The sequence below is a fragment of the Gluconobacter aidae genome (assembly GCF_009547075.1).
Lineage (GTDB): Bacteria > Pseudomonadota > Alphaproteobacteria > Acetobacterales > Acetobacteraceae > Gluconobacter > Gluconobacter aidae.
Map to the genome: position 1 here is coordinate 53,694 of NZ_WIPH01000004.1, position 19,039 is coordinate 72,732.

Consider the following 19,039-nt stretch of genomic DNA (forward strand, 5'->3'; position numbering starts at 1 on the left):
GGTCCTACGTTAGTGGATCAGGACGCCTTGGCGACGAGATCGGCGAACTTTTCGTAGGTTTCCGGATCCTGGTCATAATGCGTGTTGTTGAAGCGGAAATATGGCGTGCCCTGGATGTTGTAGGTGTCCGAATCCTTCTTGACCTGATCGAACAGGGCTTCGGCGAACACGTTATCCTTGCTGATGGCGTCGAACTGGGCGGCGGAGACGCCGGCGAGGGCGGACATCTGCTGGAGGCGCTGCATCGGGTCGCCACCGGCGGCGAAAGCCCACTGCATCTGGCTGGAGAACAGGGCTTCGAGGAAGGGGACGTAACGCTCTTCCGGCAGTGAACGGGCCACCATGGCCGCCGTCAGGCCGACGCGATCGCCGCAGAAATCATGGAACTGATAGCGGATCTTGCCGGTATCGATCAGTTTTTCCTTGATCTGGGGGAACTCTTCCGTCGCGAAATGCGCGCAGTGCGTGCAGGTCAGGGAGAACCATTCCTGAACCAGGACCTTGGCGTTCGGGTTGCCGATGATACGCGGGCTCAGCCGGGAATCGGTCGAGCCCGAAGCGGCCGCGCGGGCCGTGCCAGCGGCAGTTCCGGCCACGGCGAGAGCCGGCGCGGCGGAGACGAAAAAGCGGCGGGAAAGGGAAAGACGGGTCATTCAGGAAGCCTTTGCGACTGCTTTGGCGAAATCATCATAGCTCCCGACCACGTCAGGCGCGGGAACGTCATTGATGCGGAAATATGGCGTGCCCTTGATCTGGAGGAAAGCGCCGTCACGGTCCTGCCTGTTGATAATGGACTCGCGCAGGGCGTTATCGGCATTGATCCTGTCGAATTCGGCAGCACTCACGCCGAACAGCGCCGCGCGCTTCTTCAACTCCGCCACGGGGTCGATGTTCTGTGCGAAGGCCCACTCGTCCTGATGGTCGAGCAGATCCGTCACGAAGGGCTCGTAGCGTTCGGCGGGCAGGGAGCGTGAGACCATGGCCGCCAGCAGGGCAACCTGATCGAGCGGGAAATCATGGAAGCGGTAGCGGATCTTTCCCGTGTCGATCAGGTTCTTGCGGATCCGCGGAAAGATCTCCTGCGCGAAATGGGCGCAGTGCGAGCAGGTCAGCGAGAACCACTCGTCCACGATCACTTTTGCATCCGGCGAGCCAATGACCCGGGGCCCCATGCGCGGATCGCTGGCGGGCAGGTCCTCCGCCCGTGCAAACGGCACGGCCGCACTGGCCACAAGGGCCATTCCGGAAGCGAGAAGGATACGGCGGCCGAGAGGGTGGTCGGCAGACATGGGCGGGGCTCCGCTGGAAACGATGTGATACTCGAACGATGAACCGGAGCCTCCGTCAAGAGCCCCGGTCATCTTCCTGCGTCTTGAGAGCGGGAAGCGGCTTGTTTTCCCAGCCTTCCGGAACCCGCATGCGCAGGGAACGGATATGCCGGGCATCCGCATCCAGCACCCGGAATTCCAGGCCGCTTTCATGGGTCAGCACCTCGTCCCTGGCCGGGACATGCTCGGCCAGACGGAAGACCAGCCCACCGACCGTCTCGATCTCGGCCTCTCGTTCGGCATCCGTCAGCACGGCGCCAAGCCGTTCCTCAAGCTGCCGGACCGGAAGGCGGGCGTCGATATCGAACGAACCGTCCGGACGCTCCACCCACATGGTCGTCACCGGGTCGTCATGCTCGTCCGAAATGTCGCCGACGATGGTTTCGATCAGATCCTCGATCGTCACGAGCCCGTCGATGCTGCCATATTCGTCGATCACGAGGGCCATGTGCATCTGGCGCTGGCGCATCTGGAGCAGCAGGTCCAGCACCGGGATGGTCGGCGCGATCATCAGCGGCTGCCGCAGAAGCGGACGGATGTCGAAAGCTTCCGGATCGCCGACATAGGCGATCAGATCCTTCACATGGATCATGCCCGCGATGTCATCGAGCTGGTCGCGATAGACCGGAAGGCGGGAATGGTTTTCCCTACGCATCAGGTCCAGTGCTTCGTTGAAGGGCAGGGCCTCGGGCATGGCGACGATGTCCGCGCGGGGGATCATGACGTCATCCGCCGTGATGTCCCGCAGACGCAGCACGTTCATGATGAGGGCGCGTTCCTGCCGGTCGAGTTCCGGCTCGTCGCCCGCATCCTCGGTCGGCTGTCCGGCTTCCTGAACGAGGGTGGCGATGGACTCGCGCAGGCCCTGATCGCGTCCGCGGCGGTTGAAAAGTCCGAAAAGGCCGCGGGAAGGGCGGCTCTTGCCCGACTCTTCGGTCGGGCGGTCGTGTGAATCGTCACTCATATCCGGACACTCCCAGCCTGCTGCCAGTTCCCCTGTCTCCAGTTCCCCTGGCGCCAAGGATCCCCAAAACCGAGGGACCGCAGGGTACGGGTCTCAATTCCTTCCATTTCCCGGGCCTCGCCGGGATGGTGATGGTCGTAACCGGCAAGATGCAGTGCGCCATGCACCACAAGATGCGACAGATGCGCCCTCAGCGAGCGCCGGGCGGCCGCGGCTTCGCGGTGTACCGTCTCGTAACCCAGCACGATGTCTCCGCCATGGGCGGGCGAGAGCGGCTCGAACGTCAGGACGTTCGTGGGCTTGTTCCTGTCCCGGAAGCGCGCATTGAGGCGCTTGACGATCCGGTCTGTCGCCAGAAGGATCGAAGGAGCCGGAGACTGCGTGAAGTCGGGTCCACCCTGACGGGCGACCGCGACGAGGGCGCGCCGGATTGCACGCTCCGTCCCCGGAACCGAGGCGCGCCAGCGGGCGTCCTCGATGATGATGTCAGTGCCGGCGTATCGACTTGGAGGTTCCATTGTTTTCCCGGCGCAGCCTGTTCCGGAACACGTCCCGGGGGGCTGGCGCTTTCTGTTCATAGGCATCGACGATACGGGCAACCAGCGGATGGCGCACCACATCTTCGGAAGAAAAGCGCGTGATGCCGATTCCCTTGATGCCTTCGAGGGTCTCGACCGCTTCACGCAGACCGGATGATACACCATTCGGCAGATCGATCTGACTCAGATCGCCCGTAATGGCCATGCGTGTGCCTTCGCCCATGCGGGTGAGGAACATCTTCATCTGGGCTGCGGTCGTATTCTGGGCTTCGTCCAGAATGACATAGGAATGAGCCAAAGTGCGCCCGCGCATGAAAGCGAGCGGCGCCACCTCGATCTCACCCGTCCCCATGCGGCGCACCACCTGCTCGCCCGGCATCATGTCATGCAGGGCGTCATAGAGCGGACGCAGATAGGGATCGATCTTTTCGCGCATGTCGCCGGGCAGGAAGCCGAGGCGCTCACCGGCCTCGACGGCCGGGCGCGAGAGAATGATCCGGTCCACCTGTCCGGCGAGCAGCATGCCCACGGCCTGCGCCACGGCCAGATAGGTCTTGCCCGTACCGGCCGGACCGATGCCGAACACCATGTCGGTATTGGCCAGCATTTCCATATAGGCGGCCTGACCATGCGAACGCGGTGCAATGACGCCGCGCTTGGTCTTGATGGCGGGCAGGTCCCCGAAAGGTATTACGGGCATGTTCTGCGGTTTGCCATGGCCCTTTTCCGGCCGCCGGTGGCCGTTATTGCCACGCGGGCGCTCTTCAGGAACAGGCCGGGCCTGCCTCATGTCAACCGGGCGTTCCGGACGGCTCGGCAGGGCCGTCAGGCGGATCACGCCATCGACCTGCGAGGCATCGATCGTGCCGCCCTGTTCGAGCTGGTTGTACAGCGCAATGATGGCCGCCTGTGCGCGACCGACCGATTCCGTCTCTCCGGAAATGGCGATCTTGTTGCCACGGCAGGACAGCTTGACGTCGAATCCTTCCTCAAGCCGGACGAGGTGCCGGTCATGGTCTCCCAGCAGGCGCTGGAGCAGGATGTTGTCGTTGAAGCGAAGGGCAACGGTGCGGTTGCCTTCGGATCCACTGCTGGTGGCGACGGGACGGGTCGGGTGCGTTGTCAGCAAGCGGAGGCTGTCTCCCGGATCAGGGTGCCGCCCAGGGAATTGGTACGGCGTGTGGTGATGGCGACCTTGACGGTGGACCCGATCAGATGATCCGGTCCGTCGAAATGAACGGGTTGCAGATAGGGGGAACGTCCGGCGATCTGACCGGGCTTGCGGCCCCGGTTCGTCACCAGGATTTCCTGCACCGTTCCCACCATGTCGGCATTGAAGGCGTCCTGCTGTTCGCGCAGAAGCGCCTGCAATTCGGCCAGGCGGCGATCCTTCACGTCCTCGGGCACCTGCATCGGCTGGCCGGCGGCGGGTGTGCCGGGACGGGGGGAATATTTGAAGCTGTAGGCCATGGCGAAACCGATATCGCGCACGAGCTGCATGGTCGCTTCGAAATCCTCTTCCGTCTCGCCGGGATGGCCGACGATGAAATCGGAAGACAGGGCCAGATCCGGACGGGCCTCACGCAGTTTTCGAACGCTCTCGCGGTATTCGTCCGCCGTGTGGCCGCGGTTCATGGCCTTGAGGATCCGGTCCGAGCCGCTCTGCACCGGCAGATGCAGGAACGGCATGAGGGCGGGATTGTCCCGGTGCGCGTCGATCAGGCTCTGGTCCACGTCGCGGGGGTGGGACGTCATGTAGCGGATGCGCCCAAGACCGGGGATCTGCGCGAGCTGTTCGACCAGCCCGGCCAGAGTCTCACTGCCGCCATGGCCGTCGTCACCGTGATAGGCGTTGACGTTCTGCCCGAGCAGCGTGATCTCGCGCACGCCGCTTTCGGCCATCCGGCGGGCCTCGGCGAGAACCGAAGCAACCGGGCGGCTCGTTTCCGCGCCACGGGTGTAAGGCACGACGCAGAACGAACAGAACTTGTCGCAGCCTTCCTGGATGGTGAGGAACGCCGTGAGATTGCCCTGCGTCTGGGGGGCGGCGTCCGTGGGCAGGAAGTCAAACTTCTGCTCGACCGGGAAATCCGTCTCGATCACGGCCCCACCGGCACGGGCGGCGCGGGCCACCATTTCGGGCAGCTTGTGATAGGTCTGCGGACCGAGTACCAGATCCACATAGGGCGCGCGGGAGAGGATGACCTCACCTTCCGCCTGAGCCACGCATCCCGCAACCGCGATGATGGTGCGGTCAGCCCCATTGCTCATCCGTTCGTCGCGGATCTTGCGCAGGCGTCCAAGTTCGGAGAAGACCTTTTCAGTCGCCCGTTCGCGGATATGGCAGGTGTTGAGGATGACCATGTCGGCGTCTTCGGGGCGCTCGACCGGGCCATAACCCAGCGGCCGCAGAACATCGGCCATGCGCGCGCTGTCATACACGTTCATCTGGCAGCCCCATGTAATGACATGAAGGCCCCGTGGAGCAGGCCCAGTGGGCGCAGTGTCGGAAGAAGCGGGCAGGGCTGGAGAAGTCGGGGCGGTGATCAAGGTCTCGGTCCGGGAATGGCAGAATCAGGCACACACATCGGGGCAGGCATCCGCGCGGTCAAGCCTGTTCCGGGGAACGGCGTCCTGAATGCGATGGGCCGACGGATGATTAAACGGGCCTGAATGGGTATCACCACCTCGGGACAGGAGAGCCGGATTGCTGCCGTGTCTTGCTTTGAAAATGGCGCGGAGGCGGGCTTCAAGTCAAGATAAACCTCGGTGTCCGCCCTGTTCTGGAGCGGATTTTCAGGAACCGTACACTTTCGGACGGCCGCGTCGCAGGTCTGCCGCTCCATTGTTGACGGCTTCGAAGGTCGCGCGGGACAGATCCTTGCGGGTGCGGAAATCGTCTGGCGTGATCGGTTCATGCAGCAGGAGCGACGCCCTCATGGAGCGCCACTGGCCGAAGGACCACAGATGGGGTGCGAGATCCATGTCGCCATACCAGGAAAAGACGTTCCGGCGGCTCCGGCCGACCGGCAGTCCTTCGAGACAGTCATAGGCGACGGAGACGGGCTGGATCAGGACGGGCGGAGCCTTGGGCAGGCCGACCTGCTCCAGGCGCCCCGGCTTGGCGACGGCAAAGAACGAGGACAGGAACGGCAGGACGCGCGAGCCGTCCGAAGACGTGCCTTCGGGGAACAGAACGATATCGTCGCCATCCCACAGGCGCGCGGCCATGTCGTGCAGTTCCCGGCCGGTTTCCTGACGGTTGCGGCTGACGAAAATGGTGCGGCCCAGTCGCGAGGCCGTCCCGATGAGAGGCCATTTTCCGACTTCGCCCTTGGCCACGAACACGACGGGCAGGGTGCTCCCGATGATGGCGATGTCCAGCCAGGAGCAGTGATTGGCCACGAATACGACCGGCCGCTTGCCTTCGCGCACGTCCTTTGCCGTGCGGACGCCTCCGGCGCTATGTCCGATGACCCTGATCCGGATGCCAAGAATCCGGCAGACGCCCTTCCAGAAAACGCGGGGCATCATGATTTTCAGGCGACCGGGCAGACGCACGAGGATGGCCTGCATACTGCACGCCCAGAACGCCCAGATCAGGACAAGCGACAGACGGCCGGCACAGCGCAGGCGACTGTACAGGGTGGTCGAGGTTGTCGGCTGACTGGCCGGAAAGTCGGAATTTCCATCCAGGACGGGACGGTTGTGACCGCGTCGGCCGTTCGGGGTCTTGGCATCACGATGGGACATGGGTGCTGAGTGATACGGTTTTCGCGGGGGGGACACAATCTTGTTTGCTTGTTTGTCGGCTTGTTTGTCGGCCTGCCGGTCGGGTTGTCTGCCGGGCGTTGCCGGTGCAGGGCAGTTTTCCGGGCGGTTCCTGCCGGTTCCTGTCTGGGAGGACTTGACAGGGAGCGTCGTGCAAGGTTCCTCGGATGGTGCAGCCGCCTCGTTCGGTCTGCGCTCTCGTGTCCGGTTTTCACAAGGCCGGAAATGCCCTCAAGACGGATTTCAGGACGCACGGTGAAGTCAGGCCGCAGCCCCGTTTCTTTTTCTGTGTCAGTTGTCTCGATGTCCTGCATTCTGGGCATCGTGACGGTGTTCTGCGCGCCCCCGCCGGCAGAGGCGAAGGTGTCGAAAGCGACTGCAAACGCAAAGCCGGTGACGGATGGCACGTCCGATCCTGCCATTCCCTATGCCGTGACGCTGACGCCGACGAAACAGGCGGATCTGGACGCCGCGATTGCCGCATCCTCGCAGCTCAAATCCCTTCAGACGTCCCACACCGTCGGAGCCTATGCGCTCGCCGGGCGGATCCGGAGCGATTATGACCGCGTCAACAGCGCGCTTGAATCGCAGGGATATTATGCGGGCTCTGTGAAGATCAGCGTCAGGGCGGGTGTACGGACCGTGGATGGCAAGGATCCGTCCCTGCCGGATATTCTCAAGGCGCTCGGCAAGAAGCAGAAGGTCGCGATTACGATTTCCGCCACGATCGGGCCGAGGTTCAGTCTGGGAACCGTGGCGCTGACCACCCTGCCACAGAAAGCTCCCGCCGCATCCGTTCCAGCACCCGCCCCTGTGACGCCCGCGGCAACGGTCCCTGCCATGAAGGATCCGACCGCGAAGGCGCCTGTCGCAAAGACTTCGGGTAAAAATCCACTGGATAAAACCGCCTCGGCAGCACCGCCGCCCGCTGCGGCGGTCGCGGCGACTTCGGAGCAGGCGATCGCACAGGCCCAGCCGATCAGCCTGCTGCCCGCGGAGCGCAAGGCGTTCGGTCTGTCTTCGGGGCAGCCTGCCGTGGCGGCGGATGTGCTGACCGCACAGAACAGCCTGCTCAACCAGCTTCAGGAAGAAGGCTATGCCACGGCGAGTGTCTCGACCCCTCTGGCCTATCTGAAGCCCCCGACGCATACGCTGGATATCGTGTTCCGGGTGAACCGCGGACCAAAGGTCGTGATCGGTCCGATCAGCATGACGGGGCTGGTGCATACCAGACAGCGCTATCTCATGAATCGGCTGGAACTCAGGGAAGGCGAGCTTTATCGCCCCTCCCGGATCGAGGCCGCGCGGCAGGATCTGGCCAGCACGGGTGTTTTTGCGTCTGTTCAGGTCCGCAATGTCCCGCCGATCATCACCCTTCCGCCCACGCGCACCCTCATGCCCGGCATCCTTCAGGCCATGCCGATCGAATTCGGCTTCAAGGAAGCCAAGCGGCGGACCCTGTCTGCCGAAATCGGATACTCGACCGATCTCGGCGGGCGCGTTGGTGTGAGCTGGACGCATCACAACCTTCTGGGAAATGCCGAGCAACTGCGCCTGACGGCCCTGGTCACGGGGCTTGGTGGTTCCGCGCAGCAGGGCCTGGGTTATGATGTTTACGCGGATTTCATGAAGCCGGACTTTCTGTCCAAAGGGCAGAATCTGAGCGTACGTCTCGAGGGGATCCGCCAGCTTCTCTATTCCTACCACCAGACCGCCATCGTCGGCCGCGCGGGGGTGAACCGCCATGTCGGGAAGTACTGGAATGTCTCCGGCGGCGTGATGGGGGAGCAGGAGCAGATCCAGCAGTTCGGCGATACGCGGAGCTATTTCATCATCGCGGCTCCCCTGAACGCCACATTCGACAACACCCAGCTCTCCAACCCGATCGACCCGGCGACACATGGTGTCCGCGCTTCATTCTCGATAACGCCCTCGGAATCGCTGGAGAGCGGGTCGTCATTCTTCACGTTGCTGTCGGCGCAGGTCTCGACCTATTTCGATCTGAAGCATCTCGGCATTTCCCGACCCGGACGCAGCGTGATTGCCGTACGCGGGATCGTGGGCTCGGTGCAGGGCGCGTCCACCTACCAGATCCCGCCCGATCAGCGTCTCTATGCCGGTGGCCCGGCCACAGTGCGCGGGTTCCGCTATCAGGGGGTCGGGCCTCAATACGGCAAGACGAAATACGGCATCGGCGGCACGTCCATGGATGCAGGTAGCGTCGAGTTCCGCCAGCGCCTGCCCATGAATCTGGGTTTTGCCGGCTTCGTGGATGCCGGTCAGGTCGGCACGGGATCGCGACCCGGACAGGGCACGCTGCGGGTCGGTTATGGCGGCGGCGTGCGGTATTTCACGCCGATCGGGCCGATCCGCGTGGATGTGGCGCTGCCGATGAACCGTCCGGCTTACGGCGATAAATGGGAACTGTATTTCGGCCTCGGGGAGACGTTCTGATGCGTGTTCGCAGGATCCTTCTTCGTGTCGCGGCCGGTCTGGTCATCGTGCCCGTGGGGCTTGTGGCCGTGGCGGTTACGGGTGTTCTGATCGGAATCAACATCTCACCCGGTCAGCGCCTGATCGAGCGCAGGATCGGCCCGCTGACGGGGGGCATGGTCGAGATTTCCGGTCTTTCGGGCTTTCTGCCGCATCATCTGGCGGTGGCGAAACTGCTCATCAAGGATACGAAAGGCCCCTGGATCGAGCTGGACAATGCCGATCTGAAATGGTCGCCGCTGTCGCTGCTGCATCTGGATGCGAAGATCACCAGTCTGAGCGCCTCCCGGGTCGCCGTCCTGCGCAAGATGGTCTCCGCTCCGGATACGACGCCTGCAAAGCCCACGACGACCAGCACGGCACCGTCGAAGCTGCATCTGCGTGTCGATCTGGCATCGCTGCATGTCGGGCGGCTGGAGATCGGGCCGGACTATACCGTCACGCCGACGGCTTTCTCGCTGGATGGTCACGCCCATATCCACAGCATCGCGCCGTTTCTGGACGGCGTGACGGTGAAGACGCTGCCGGTCATGGATGTGGCGCTGGCGATGAAACGGCTCGATCAGCCGGGCAGCCTGACGCTGAACGTGCAGACGCCGAAGAAGCGGATTGCAGTTGGGGTGCGGTTTCAGGAAGGCAGCAGCGGCTTTGTCACGACGCTGGGCCAGATGCCGCAGCTCGACCCGCTGGATCTGCACCTGAACCTCAACGGGCCGCGCACGGCGTCCGTGCTGGATTTCGGACTGGTCGCTGGCCCCATCAAGGCTTCGGCCAATGGTACGATGAACCTGCTGACGCGTGTCGGGGACCTGCATGCAAAGGCCAACGCGCCGTCCATGACGCTGCGCCCCGGGATTGCGTGGAATGCCATCGCGCTCGATACGGATCTGCATGGGCCGCTGACGGCGCCGAACGGGCAGGGTGTTCTGGATATCGACTCCCTGAGCGCGGCGGGTGCCGGGATCGGGCATCTGCATGCACAGTTCGAGGGCGTCGAGAGCGACCAGCCTGATGATGCGGCGGGCCATCTGACAGCGTCTCTGGATGGGCTGAAAATCCCGGGCTCCCAGCCCACGCTTCTGGCCGCGGCTCCCCTGACGCTGGATGTTCTGGCGCACCCGCTGGCGCCATCCGCGCCAATCGTGGCGAAGCTGGATCATCCGCTGCTTCATGCTACGGCAACAGTGGATCTGAAGCCTGCTGCGAAAGGACATCTGGATCTCGACCTGCCGGATCTGCATCCGCTGGCGGCGATGGGCAGTACGGACCTCAAGGGAAATGCCGGGCTGCATGCCGATTTTGCCATGCCGGTCACGAAGCAGGACGACCTGACACTGAAAAGCACGGGGACGCTCGCGATTACGGGCGGTCAGGCACAGGCCGTGACCCTGATCGGCAGGACGGGCACGTTCTCGCTGGATCTGACGAAATCCCCTGCCAATGTCCTGACGCTGAAAAGCTTCGGACTGGATGGCGCGGCGCTGCACATGCTGGTGTCATCCGTGATCGATATGGCGCATGGCAACCGGATGCAGACGAAGGCCACCGTCCAGTTGCCCGATCTCGCAAAGGCCAGCCCCGCCATCCTCGGCCATACGACGCTGACGGCCACGGCGGATGGTCCGACGGATGATCTGGCGGTCAAGGCCGACCTGAACGGTGATTTCGGCACAAAAGAGGTCGCGAAAGGGCCCGTGGAACTGCATGCGGACTTCCAGCATCTGCCGTCTCATCCGGATGGGACGCTGACGGCCAAAGGCACGCTGGACCACGCGCCACTCGTGCTCGATACGGCGCTTCAGCAGGATGATTCGGGCGCGTATCATCTGGATCTTAATACGCTGGACTGGAACAGCCTGTCCGGAAAGGGCAAGCTCCGTCTGCCCAAGGGAGCAAAAGTCCCGCTCGGGGATCTGGACGTTTCGATACGCAATCTGGGCGATTTCCGGCGTCTGATCGGGCAGGCGATTTCAGGTCATCTGATGCTGGGTCTGCACACGACGGAAGCTGGAAATGCGCCGCCTGTCGTGAAACTTGGACTGGATGGAATGCTGTCGATGGCGCAGGCCGCCGTCCAGTCCCTGAAGGTCAGCGGCACCATCACCAATCCGATCGACGCACCCGAACCCGCGCTGGTGCTGGATCTGGCCGGGATGCGCTATCAGGCCATGACCGGCAAGGCGCATGCCACGATCAAGGGGCCGCAGACCGCGATGGCCATTGCGCTGAACGCGGCCTTCCAGAACGTGATGGACGCTCCGGCGAATATCGACACCGCACTTGTGCTGAACGTGCCCGAAAAGACGGTGCGCCTCGGACAACTGACGGCTCTGGCCAAGGGCGAGAGTCTGCGTCTGAGCCGCCCGGCCGTGGTGTCCTTCGGCAAGACGATGGGTGTGGATCATCTTCTGGCGACGGTGGCGCCACAGGGTGTCGCGCCTGCAATGATCGATGTGGCGGGAACGATCAAACCGGCGCTCGCACTTACGGCGCGTCTGGATCACATCACGCCCGCGATCGCCAAACCTTTCGTGCCCGATCTGTCGGCGACGGGCGCGATTTCGCTTAACGCCAGGCTCGGCGGAACGCTGGCCGCGCCGACGGGCACTGTCTCGCTGACCGGACGTGACCTGCGGATGCGGACCGGCCCGGCATCGTCCCTTCCGGCGGCGCAGATCCTGGCCAATGTGGGTCTCGCCGGCAGCTCCGCGAAGGTTGATGCGACTCTGGGCGCCAGTCCGTCCGTCGCGCTGGCCGTGCGGGGGACCGCGCCGCTTTCCAGGACGGGTGCGATGGCGCTTGCGACCACGGGGCATGTTGATCTGTCCGTGGGCAATGCCGTCCTGGGCGCCAGTGGCATGGGAGTGGCCGGCAAGGTTGGCATCAATCTCAATGTCGCCGGAACGGCCGCGCAGCCGCGGGCAACGGGTCAGGTGACGCTGGAGAATGCCTCCTTCGATCACTACGCGCAGGGTGTGCATCTCAATCACATAAATGGCGCGCTTGTCGCTTCCGGGGACAGCATTGCGATCAATCATATCGTCGCACATGCAGGTCCTGGCACCATTGCAATGGATGGTTCGGTGGGTGCATTCCGGCCGGATATCCCGGTGGATATTCATGTCACGTCCGACAAGGCCCGACCTGTCTCAAGTGACCTGCTGACCGCGACGGTTAATACGGATCTGCATATTCACGGGCAGGCCACGACGCGGCTGGATGTGGACGGGAAAGTCATTATTCCCAACGCCACAATCAATATTCCGGACTCCATGCCGGCCTCCGTTCCGCAGCTCGATGTCATCCGTCCGGGCCAGAAGCCGCCGTCCAGTTCCAGCTCGAGCCTGATTATCGGGCTGGGTGTGGATGTGATTTCGCCGGGCGAGTTCTTCGTGCGCGGTCATGGCGTCTTCGCGGAAATGCAGGGCCGTCTGCGCGTTCGGGGTACGAGTGCGGAACCTGCGGTCAGCGGTGGCTTTGATCTCAAGCGGGGTAATTTCAATCTGGGCGGGATCAATCTGAACTTCACCAATGGGCGCGTGGCGTTCAATGGCTCGGGCGTGAACCACAAGCTTGATCCGACGCTCGATTTCCGCGCCGACCGCAACGCCAGCGGCACGCTCGCCAGCCTTCTGGTGACGGGCTATGCCAGCGCCCCCAAGATCGACTTCGTTTCCACGCCAAGTCTGCCGCGCGATCAGGTGCTGTCCATCCTGCTGTTCGGCACTGACAGCCATTCGCTCTCCACGACGCAGCTTGCTGAACTTGGTGCGGCTGTGGTGCAGCTTGCGGGTGGCTCGGCCTTCGATCCGCTGAGCAAGGTCCGCAACCTGCTGGGTCTGGACCGTCTGGCCGTGGGTGGCGGCAGCGGCGTGGACAATGGCGGCACCAGTGTCGAGGCCGGAAAATACGTCATGAAGGGCGTTTATGTCGGGGCCAAGCAGGCAACGTCCGGCTCCGGTACGCAGGCGCAGGTGCAGATCGACCTGACGAAGCGGCTGAAGTTCAACACCACGGTCGGAACGGGCGGTCAGGTCACGGGCTTCACGACGCCGGAAAACGATCCGGGATCGAGCATCGGCCTGTCCTACGGTTACAGCTACTGAGTTCTAATGGGCGGAAACGGCGTCTTCGAGGCGCTGTTTCACGCGCTCCACGACGTCCGACCAGTCCCCGAAACGGGTCTGACGGACAATCGTCATCTGCGGATACCAGGGCGTATCCTCACGCCCGTGCAGCCAGCGCCAGCAGTTATTGACGCGGTCCATCATGATGACAGGCTTGCCCAGTCCGCCCGCCAGATGAACGGCTGACGTATCCACCGAGACGATGATGTCCAGATTCACCATGAGCGCCGCCGTGTCGTCCATCGTGTGACATTCGGGCATGACGTTGATAAGTTCGCCGGGAAAATCGGGGATCTGCTCGGCCGGGCGATCTTTCTGCAGGGAATAGAAACTCGCGCCCTCAATGTCGGCCAGAGGAGCGAGGGCGGAAAGTGGCATGGAACGCTGGCGGTCCACCATGAGCGCCGCCGTATCCTCAGGTCGCGCTGCGCCAGCCCAGACGAGGCCGATCCTGAACCCGCGATCATCATGCAGGCGCTGACGCCACATCTCGGCCTTCCGGCGGTCCGCGCTGAGATAGGGCACGGGTGCTCCCATCGCGTCGGGCGTGCCCGAAAAGGCACGGGGCAGGCTGATGAACGGGCAGTGATAGTCGTATTCCGGCGTTTCGCCGCCAAACTGGACTTCCGCTACCCCGGCGACACGTCCGCAGATCGCCGCCAGTGTCTCGGTGCCCCAGATATGGACGATGGCCCCTGTGCGGGCGAGGGGCGGGATGTAGCGCAGATACATCAGCGTATCGCCCAGACCTTCCTCCTGTGTGACGAGGACGCGCTTGCCCTTCAGGTCCAGCGATGGGGAAATGTTGGGCAGGAGGCGGTCCAGCGGCATGCTGGTATGCCCCGGCAGCCCGAAGCGCCATTCATGTTCCGCCCAGCCCTGCGCCATGCGTCCGCTCTTGAGCATGGTGATGGAATGGTTCAGACGCAGGCGCGGGTCCTTCGGCGCCATGGGCACCGCCTGCCGGTACAGATTGGCCGCTTCTGCCATCCGCCCGAGGCTGCTGAGGATGCAGGCCATGTTGCAGATCGCTTCCCAGTCCTGGAGATCGCTTTCGCGCAGGTCGTTCATGATGGAGAGTGCGCTCTCGAAGCGGCCTGTTTCCGTCAGAAGAAGAGCAAGCAGATTGAGTGTGCCGCGGTTGCCGGGGCGGCGGTGCAGACTCTGGCGCAGCAGGAGTTCCGCCGCGTCAAAGCGTGCGAGCTGGATCAGCACCGTCGCTTCGGCATCCATCAGCCGGGCATCATCGGGCTTGCGCCTCCGGCAGATTCCCAGCAGCGGCAGCAGATCGTCCCGCCGGCGCATGGAAACGGCTTCGCCCAGCAGCAGGGCAATGGCATGGGGGCCGACATTGGCGCTGGCTTTTTCAAGCTCTTCCGCGCATTCGGCGTAGCGGTGAAGGTGAAACAGCGCGCGGGCCCGGACATAACGCAGGGCCGGGATTTCAGTCGTATCGTCCGTGGAGGCGCCCGCGATGGCCAGTGCTTCTTCGGGGTTCCCGCGTGCGAGGGCGTCCTGTGCCCCGGCCAGACGGCTGGCTGATGCAGGCTGCTCTTCTCCAGGTGTCAGGGCCGGATCTTCAGGGGCTGGTCCGTCCAGACTGGCAGACATGCGGATCTCCTAGTCGGAGGCCGCCGATGTCATGTCCTCAAGAGCCTCCAGAATGCTTGCTAGCGTATAAGGCTTCGAGATGAAACGGTCCCGCGCGGGATCGCCGGACGTCTCGTCACGCCGCAGGTCGCCATGGCCGCTGATATAGATGACCGGAAGATCGGGCCAGCGTTCACGGGCTGGCTGGACAAGGGTCATGCCATCCCCGTCCGGAAGGGTCATATCCGCCACGAGGGCGTCGAGCTTCGGCTCCGCGCCGATGATGGCGCGGGCTTCGGCACAGTTGTCCGCTTCCCTGACCGTCAGGCCGCTGTCCAGCAGGAACTCCGCCAGGCAGGTCCGGATGAGGAAATCGTCCTCGATCAGCAGAACGGTAAGGGAAGGGGCCATGGTGGTTATGAGGACCAGTTTTTTTCAAAATCGCCGTACAGGGTCAGTCCACCATCGACATACAGGGTCTGACCTGTGATGTAAGTGCTGTCCTCGGCGGCGAGGAAGGTGACGGCATCCGCGATTTCGCGGCTTTCGCCGGGGCGTTTCATCGGGATGTGGCTTGCGACGGCCTTGTACTGTTCGGGATCGTCGATCCACGACATGTTGATTGGCGTCACGATGGCGCCCGGAGCCACGGCGTTCACGCGGATGCCGCGGCTGGCATATTCCAGCGCCAGTGTGCGGACGATATTGCCGACGGCACCCTTGGACGCGGAATAGCCCAGATAATGCGGTTTGGGGATGATCTGGTGAACGGAGGAGTTCACGATGATCGTGCCCTTGATGCCGTTCTCCAGCCAGTAGCGGAGGACTTCACGACAGGGCAGCATCACGCCCGTGACGTTGACGGCCATCACGCCTTCAAAATCTTCGAGCTTGATGTCTTCTGACGGGGAGGGGATCTGATAGCCCGCATTGCAGACCAGAACGTCGAGGCCGCCCATGGCGCTGATGCTTTTGGCAACCAGACGTTTGACGTCGTCTTCCTTGGAAATGTCACCCGTGGCGATCGGGTGTTCTCCGCCGGAAACCTTGGGCAGCTTCTCGCGGACGGCGATCAGCTTGTCTTCCTTGCGGCCGTTGAGGGCGACCTGCGCGCCTTCTTCGGCAAAACGAAGCGCGGTGGCCTCGCCAATTCCCTGGGATGCCCCGGTGACGAGGACTTTCTTGCCGGCGAAACGGTCTTTGTAAGGGGCAGGCATCTGGCCTCACCTCTCCTTGTGAATGCAGGTCTGAAACCGTGACTGAAAACGCTTCACGGAAAAGGTCTCTCGTGTCGCCAACGCGAGAGACCCGTCCGGGATGCGAAGAAAACCACAGCCTGATCCATATTGGAGAAGTGCAGCCTTTTCAAACCGCGCTCCCGACCGCGATTCAGGCGGCTTTCATGGTCTTGGTCAGGTTTTCGAGAACCTGTGCGGGATCGACGTTTTCGAGAACGGCGACCTCGGCCACGAAGCGTTCCTGTGCGGCTTCGAACAGCTTGCGCTCGGAGAAGCTGCCATCGAGGCTGTCGACGTTGCGACGCAGGTCCCGCAGCACTTCGGCGATCTGGATCAGGTCACCGGAGTTGATCTTTTCCTGATAGGCCACGGCGCGGCGGGCCCACATGCCCTTGCTGACATGCGGCTTGCCCTTGATGACGGTCATCGCCTTGTCGACGATGTCGCGCGTCACGATCTTGCGCAGGCCGGCCTTGCGGGCCTTGGCCAGCGGGATGCGCAGCGTCATCTGGTTGCCGGGGAACGAGATCTGGATCATCTCGATGACGGTATCGGCGACTTCGACCATGCCGATCTTGTCCACGCGTCCGACGCCATGCGCGGCGTAGACAATGGAGTCACCTTCGCGGAACGGGTCCGCGTCGTGTTCCGGATCGGTCTGACGGGCAGTGTTGTTGGCTGCGACACGAGCCATTTCATCGGTCATGCCGCCCTTCTGGGGGCTTTTGAACGTGTTCATAGCCCCGGCTTATAGCAGAAAAACTCCCTGCTGTCTTGTCTGTTCGCAAGAGATCGGCCGTGGCTTCCCGAGTGCGTCAGGGCTGAACGCCGTTGATGGGCTGGATGGGATCGAGGGGGGTATCGCCAATCGGTTGCAGAAGATCACGTTCGATTGTCCGGGCCATGGTCAGCATCGGCAGAGCATGGACGCTCTGCTTGAAGGGTTCCTGAAGGTCCCGGCCGCTGCGGTCGAGCATCTGGAACAGCATGCCGATGATGCTGGAGCCCAGAGGCGTGATCCAGCCGAGTGTCTGCACGGCCGAGAGCGGCAGGATGATGCAGAACAGATGCGTCGCGATTTCGGGTAGCAGGGAATACTGCGCGGGAAGCGGCGTGTTCTTGATCCGCTCCAGGCCGCCCTGTGCGTTGGCGATGTCGGACAGGATGCGGTCCACGGTGCCATGCACCGCGCCGTCGATTCCCTTGCGTTCGACTTCGTCCCGGACCCCCAGGCCGATCTGGTAGAGCAGCATGTTGGCCGTGTTCGAGCAGGAAAAGACTTTCTCGTATATTTCGGGCGTCAGCAGCCTCCTGGTGTCCTCGTTGGGCGGGTCGCCCCTCAGCGCCGCGCGCAGGACATGTGGATAGGCGGCCATGGCGCGGGCCAGATCCGGACGCCCGCCCAGAAGTGTCGCCGCTTCGCGCCCGAAGGAACGGCAGTTGTTGGTGATCGCTCCCCACAGGGTCCGGCCTTCCCACCAGCGGTTATAGGCCGCGTTGTTGCGCATGCTCAGGAAGATCGCGAGCGCCGAGCCCATGAGGGAAATCGGAAGTGCCGGCTGCTCCATCCAGTCCTGATGAAAGATCTGGAACAGTACCACCACGACGAAGTCCCACAGGGTCAGGATGATCAGGGGGGGCAGGGCTTCCCGAAAAAGAATGGCCAGTCCATGTGGACGGTTGACGATCAAATGGCTGTCTCCTCGGGTGACGGGATGTGCAGGGAAGTCGTGCGGAAGCGTAGCGGCGAAGTCAGTTCCTGGCCAACACCAAAGGGTGTCTGTCACTTTACTTTCTTTTGCAGTGCCCTCTTGCCGCCATGCCGTTTAATACGACACCCTGTCCGCACCGTTTCAGAGGAGAGTGATGTTATGGATGTGACCGCCGCCATTGCGTTCGAAGCCGGCAGACCGCTGGAAATCGACACGGTTCAGCTTGAAGGCCCCCGCGACGGGGAAGTGCTGGTCGAAATCATGGCGACCGGTCTGTGCCATACCGACAAATACACGCTCTCCGGTCAGGACCCCGAGGGCCTGTTTCCGGCCATTCTCGGGCATGAGGGAGCGGGTATCGTCCGGGAAGTCGGGGCCGGGGTGAAGCATCTCAAACCCGGCGATCACGTCATTCCGCTCTATACGCCGGAGTGTCGGGAGTGTCCGTCCTGCCTGTCGCGCAAGACCAATCTGTGCACGGCCATCCGCAGCACGCAGGGCAAGGGCCTGATGCCGGACGGCACATTCCGCTTCTCTTATAAAGGTCAGCCGATCCATCACTATATGGGCTGCTCGACCTTCGCGAATTTCACGGTCCTGCCGGAAATCGCACTGGCGAAAATCCGCCCCGACGCGCCGTTCGACAAGGTCTGCTATATCGGCTGCGGTGTGACGACCGGCATTGGCGCCGTGCTGTTCACCGCCAAGGTTGAGCCTGGATCGACCGTTGCGGTGTTCGGGCTGGGCGGCATCGGGCTCAACGTCATTCAGGGTGCAAAGATGGTCGGCGCGAACCGGATCATCGGCATCGATATCAATCCGGAGCGCGAGGCGATTGCCCGCAAGTTCGGCATGACGGATTTCGTGAATCCCAAGGATCCGGGGCCGGACGGAGATCTCGTCGGGCATCTGATCGAGATGACCGGTGGTGGTCTGGACTACACATTCGAGTGTGTCGGCAATCCGACCCTGATGCGTCAGGCGCTGGAGAGCGCGCATCGTGGCTGGGGCGTGTCCTGCGTCATCGGTGTGGCCGGGGCAGGGCAGGAAATCAGCACGCGGCCGTTCCAGCTCGTGACGGGACGCCGCTGGATTGGCTCAGCCTTTGGTGGTGCGCGCGGGCGAACCGATGTGCCGAAGATCGTGGACTGGTACATGGAAGGCCGGATCGACATCGACGATCTCATCACCCACAAGCTCAAGCTCGCTGACATCAATCTGGGCTTCGACATGATGAGTCGGGGTGAGAGCATTCGCACCGTCGTGGAGTACTGAGC

15 protein-coding genes are annotated in these 19,039 nt (G+C 63.0%); 3 read left to right on the forward strand and 12 right to left on the reverse strand.

The window, feature by feature from the left end:
- Positions 1 to 17: 17 nt before the first annotated feature.
- The 7 genes from GFJ39_RS03345 to GFJ39_RS03375 form a co-directional block, all read right to left on the reverse strand.
- Positions 18 to 653, reverse strand: a complete 636-nt coding sequence (locus tag GFJ39_RS03345; RefSeq protein WP_153429800.1) for a thioredoxin domain-containing protein — start codon at positions 651 to 653, stop codon at positions 18 to 20.
- Positions 654 to 1,289, reverse strand: coding sequence for a thioredoxin domain-containing protein (locus GFJ39_RS03350; RefSeq protein WP_153429803.1), 636 nt, complete (start codon positions 1,287 to 1,289; stop codon positions 654 to 656).
- A 55-nt stretch (positions 1,290 to 1,344) separates the two neighbouring features.
- The gene (locus GFJ39_RS03355) at positions 1,345 to 2,292 is read right to left on the reverse strand and encodes a hemolysin family protein (protein ID WP_153429805.1); all 948 of its coding nucleotides are present in this window, start codon (positions 2,290 to 2,292) and stop codon (positions 1,345 to 1,347) included.
- On the reverse strand, positions 2,289 to 2,810 hold the full coding sequence (ybeY, locus tag GFJ39_RS03360) for an rRNA maturation RNase YbeY (protein ID WP_153429807.1): 522 nt from the start codon (positions 2,808 to 2,810) through the stop codon (positions 2,289 to 2,291). Before ybeY ends, GFJ39_RS03355 begins: the two co-directional genes overlap by 4 nt.
- A complete protein-coding gene (locus tag GFJ39_RS03365) occupies positions 2,779 to 3,960 on the reverse strand; it encodes a PhoH family protein (RefSeq protein ID WP_153429809.1) in 1,182 nt (393 codons plus the stop codon). The genes ybeY and GFJ39_RS03365 overlap by 32 nt, the downstream gene beginning before the upstream one ends.
- Positions 3,954 to 5,354 (reverse strand): tRNA (N6-isopentenyl adenosine(37)-C2)-methylthiotransferase MiaB, encoded by a 1,401-nt coding sequence (gene miaB, locus GFJ39_RS03370; RefSeq protein WP_194285279.1) that lies wholly within the window; start codon positions 5,352 to 5,354, stop codon positions 3,954 to 3,956. The genes GFJ39_RS03365 and miaB overlap by 7 nt, the downstream gene beginning before the upstream one ends.
- Positions 5,355 to 5,627: 273 nt before the next feature.
- The gene (locus GFJ39_RS03375; RefSeq protein WP_153429813.1) at positions 5,628 to 6,584 is read right to left on the reverse strand and encodes a lysophospholipid acyltransferase family protein; all 957 of its coding nucleotides are present in this window, start codon (positions 6,582 to 6,584) and stop codon (positions 5,628 to 5,630) included.
- A gap of 321 nt (positions 6,585 to 6,905) precedes the next feature.
- Here GFJ39_RS03375 and GFJ39_RS03380 point away from each other — a divergent pair, with 321 nt between their 5' ends.
- A complete protein-coding gene (locus GFJ39_RS03380; RefSeq protein ID WP_153429815.1) occupies positions 6,906 to 9,056 on the forward strand; it encodes an autotransporter assembly complex protein TamA in 2,151 nt (716 codons plus the stop codon).
- Positions 9,056 to 13,201, forward strand: coding sequence for a translocation/assembly module TamB domain-containing protein (locus GFJ39_RS03385; protein ID WP_153429817.1), 4,146 nt, complete (start codon positions 9,056 to 9,058; stop codon positions 13,199 to 13,201). The genes GFJ39_RS03380 and GFJ39_RS03385 overlap by 1 nt, the downstream gene beginning before the upstream one ends.
- A 3-nt stretch (positions 13,202 to 13,204) precedes the next feature.
- Here the strand turns inward: GFJ39_RS03385 and GFJ39_RS03390 are convergent, their stop codons facing one another.
- The 5 genes from GFJ39_RS03390 to GFJ39_RS03410 form a co-directional block, all read right to left on the reverse strand.
- Positions 13,205 to 14,833 carry a tetratricopeptide repeat protein gene (locus GFJ39_RS03390; RefSeq protein ID WP_153429819.1) on the reverse strand — a complete coding sequence of 543 codons (1,629 nt, stop codon included), beginning with the start codon at positions 14,831 to 14,833 and terminating at the stop codon, positions 13,205 to 13,207.
- A 9-nt stretch (positions 14,834 to 14,842) separates the two neighbouring features.
- Positions 14,843 to 15,223: a response regulator gene (locus tag GFJ39_RS03395; RefSeq protein WP_153429821.1), complete on the reverse strand. Its 381-nt coding sequence runs from the start codon at positions 15,221 to 15,223 to the stop codon at positions 14,843 to 14,845.
- A 5-nt stretch (positions 15,224 to 15,228) separates the two neighbouring features.
- Complete coding sequence (locus GFJ39_RS03400; RefSeq protein ID WP_153429823.1) at positions 15,229 to 16,029, reverse strand: SDR family NAD(P)-dependent oxidoreductase; 801 nt, start codon at positions 16,027 to 16,029, stop codon at positions 15,229 to 15,231.
- 172 nt (positions 16,030 to 16,201) lie between these two features.
- Entirely contained in the window at positions 16,202 to 16,789 is a 588-nt protein-coding gene (locus tag GFJ39_RS03405; protein WP_024716784.1) for a CarD family transcriptional regulator, read from the reverse strand.
- Between the two features lie 76 nt (positions 16,790 to 16,865).
- Positions 16,866 to 17,741, reverse strand: coding sequence for a bestrophin family protein (locus GFJ39_RS03410; protein ID WP_153429825.1), 876 nt, complete (start codon positions 17,739 to 17,741; stop codon positions 16,866 to 16,868).
- Positions 17,742 to 17,921: 180 nt separating this feature from the next.
- On the opposite strand from GFJ39_RS03410, the gene GFJ39_RS03415 reads away from it, so the two are divergent.
- Positions 17,922 to 19,037 carry an S-(hydroxymethyl)glutathione dehydrogenase/class III alcohol dehydrogenase gene (locus tag GFJ39_RS03415; RefSeq protein WP_153429827.1) on the forward strand — a complete coding sequence of 372 codons (1,116 nt, stop codon included), beginning with the start codon at positions 17,922 to 17,924 and terminating at the stop codon, positions 19,035 to 19,037.
- Positions 19,038 to 19,039 lie beyond the last annotated feature (2 nt).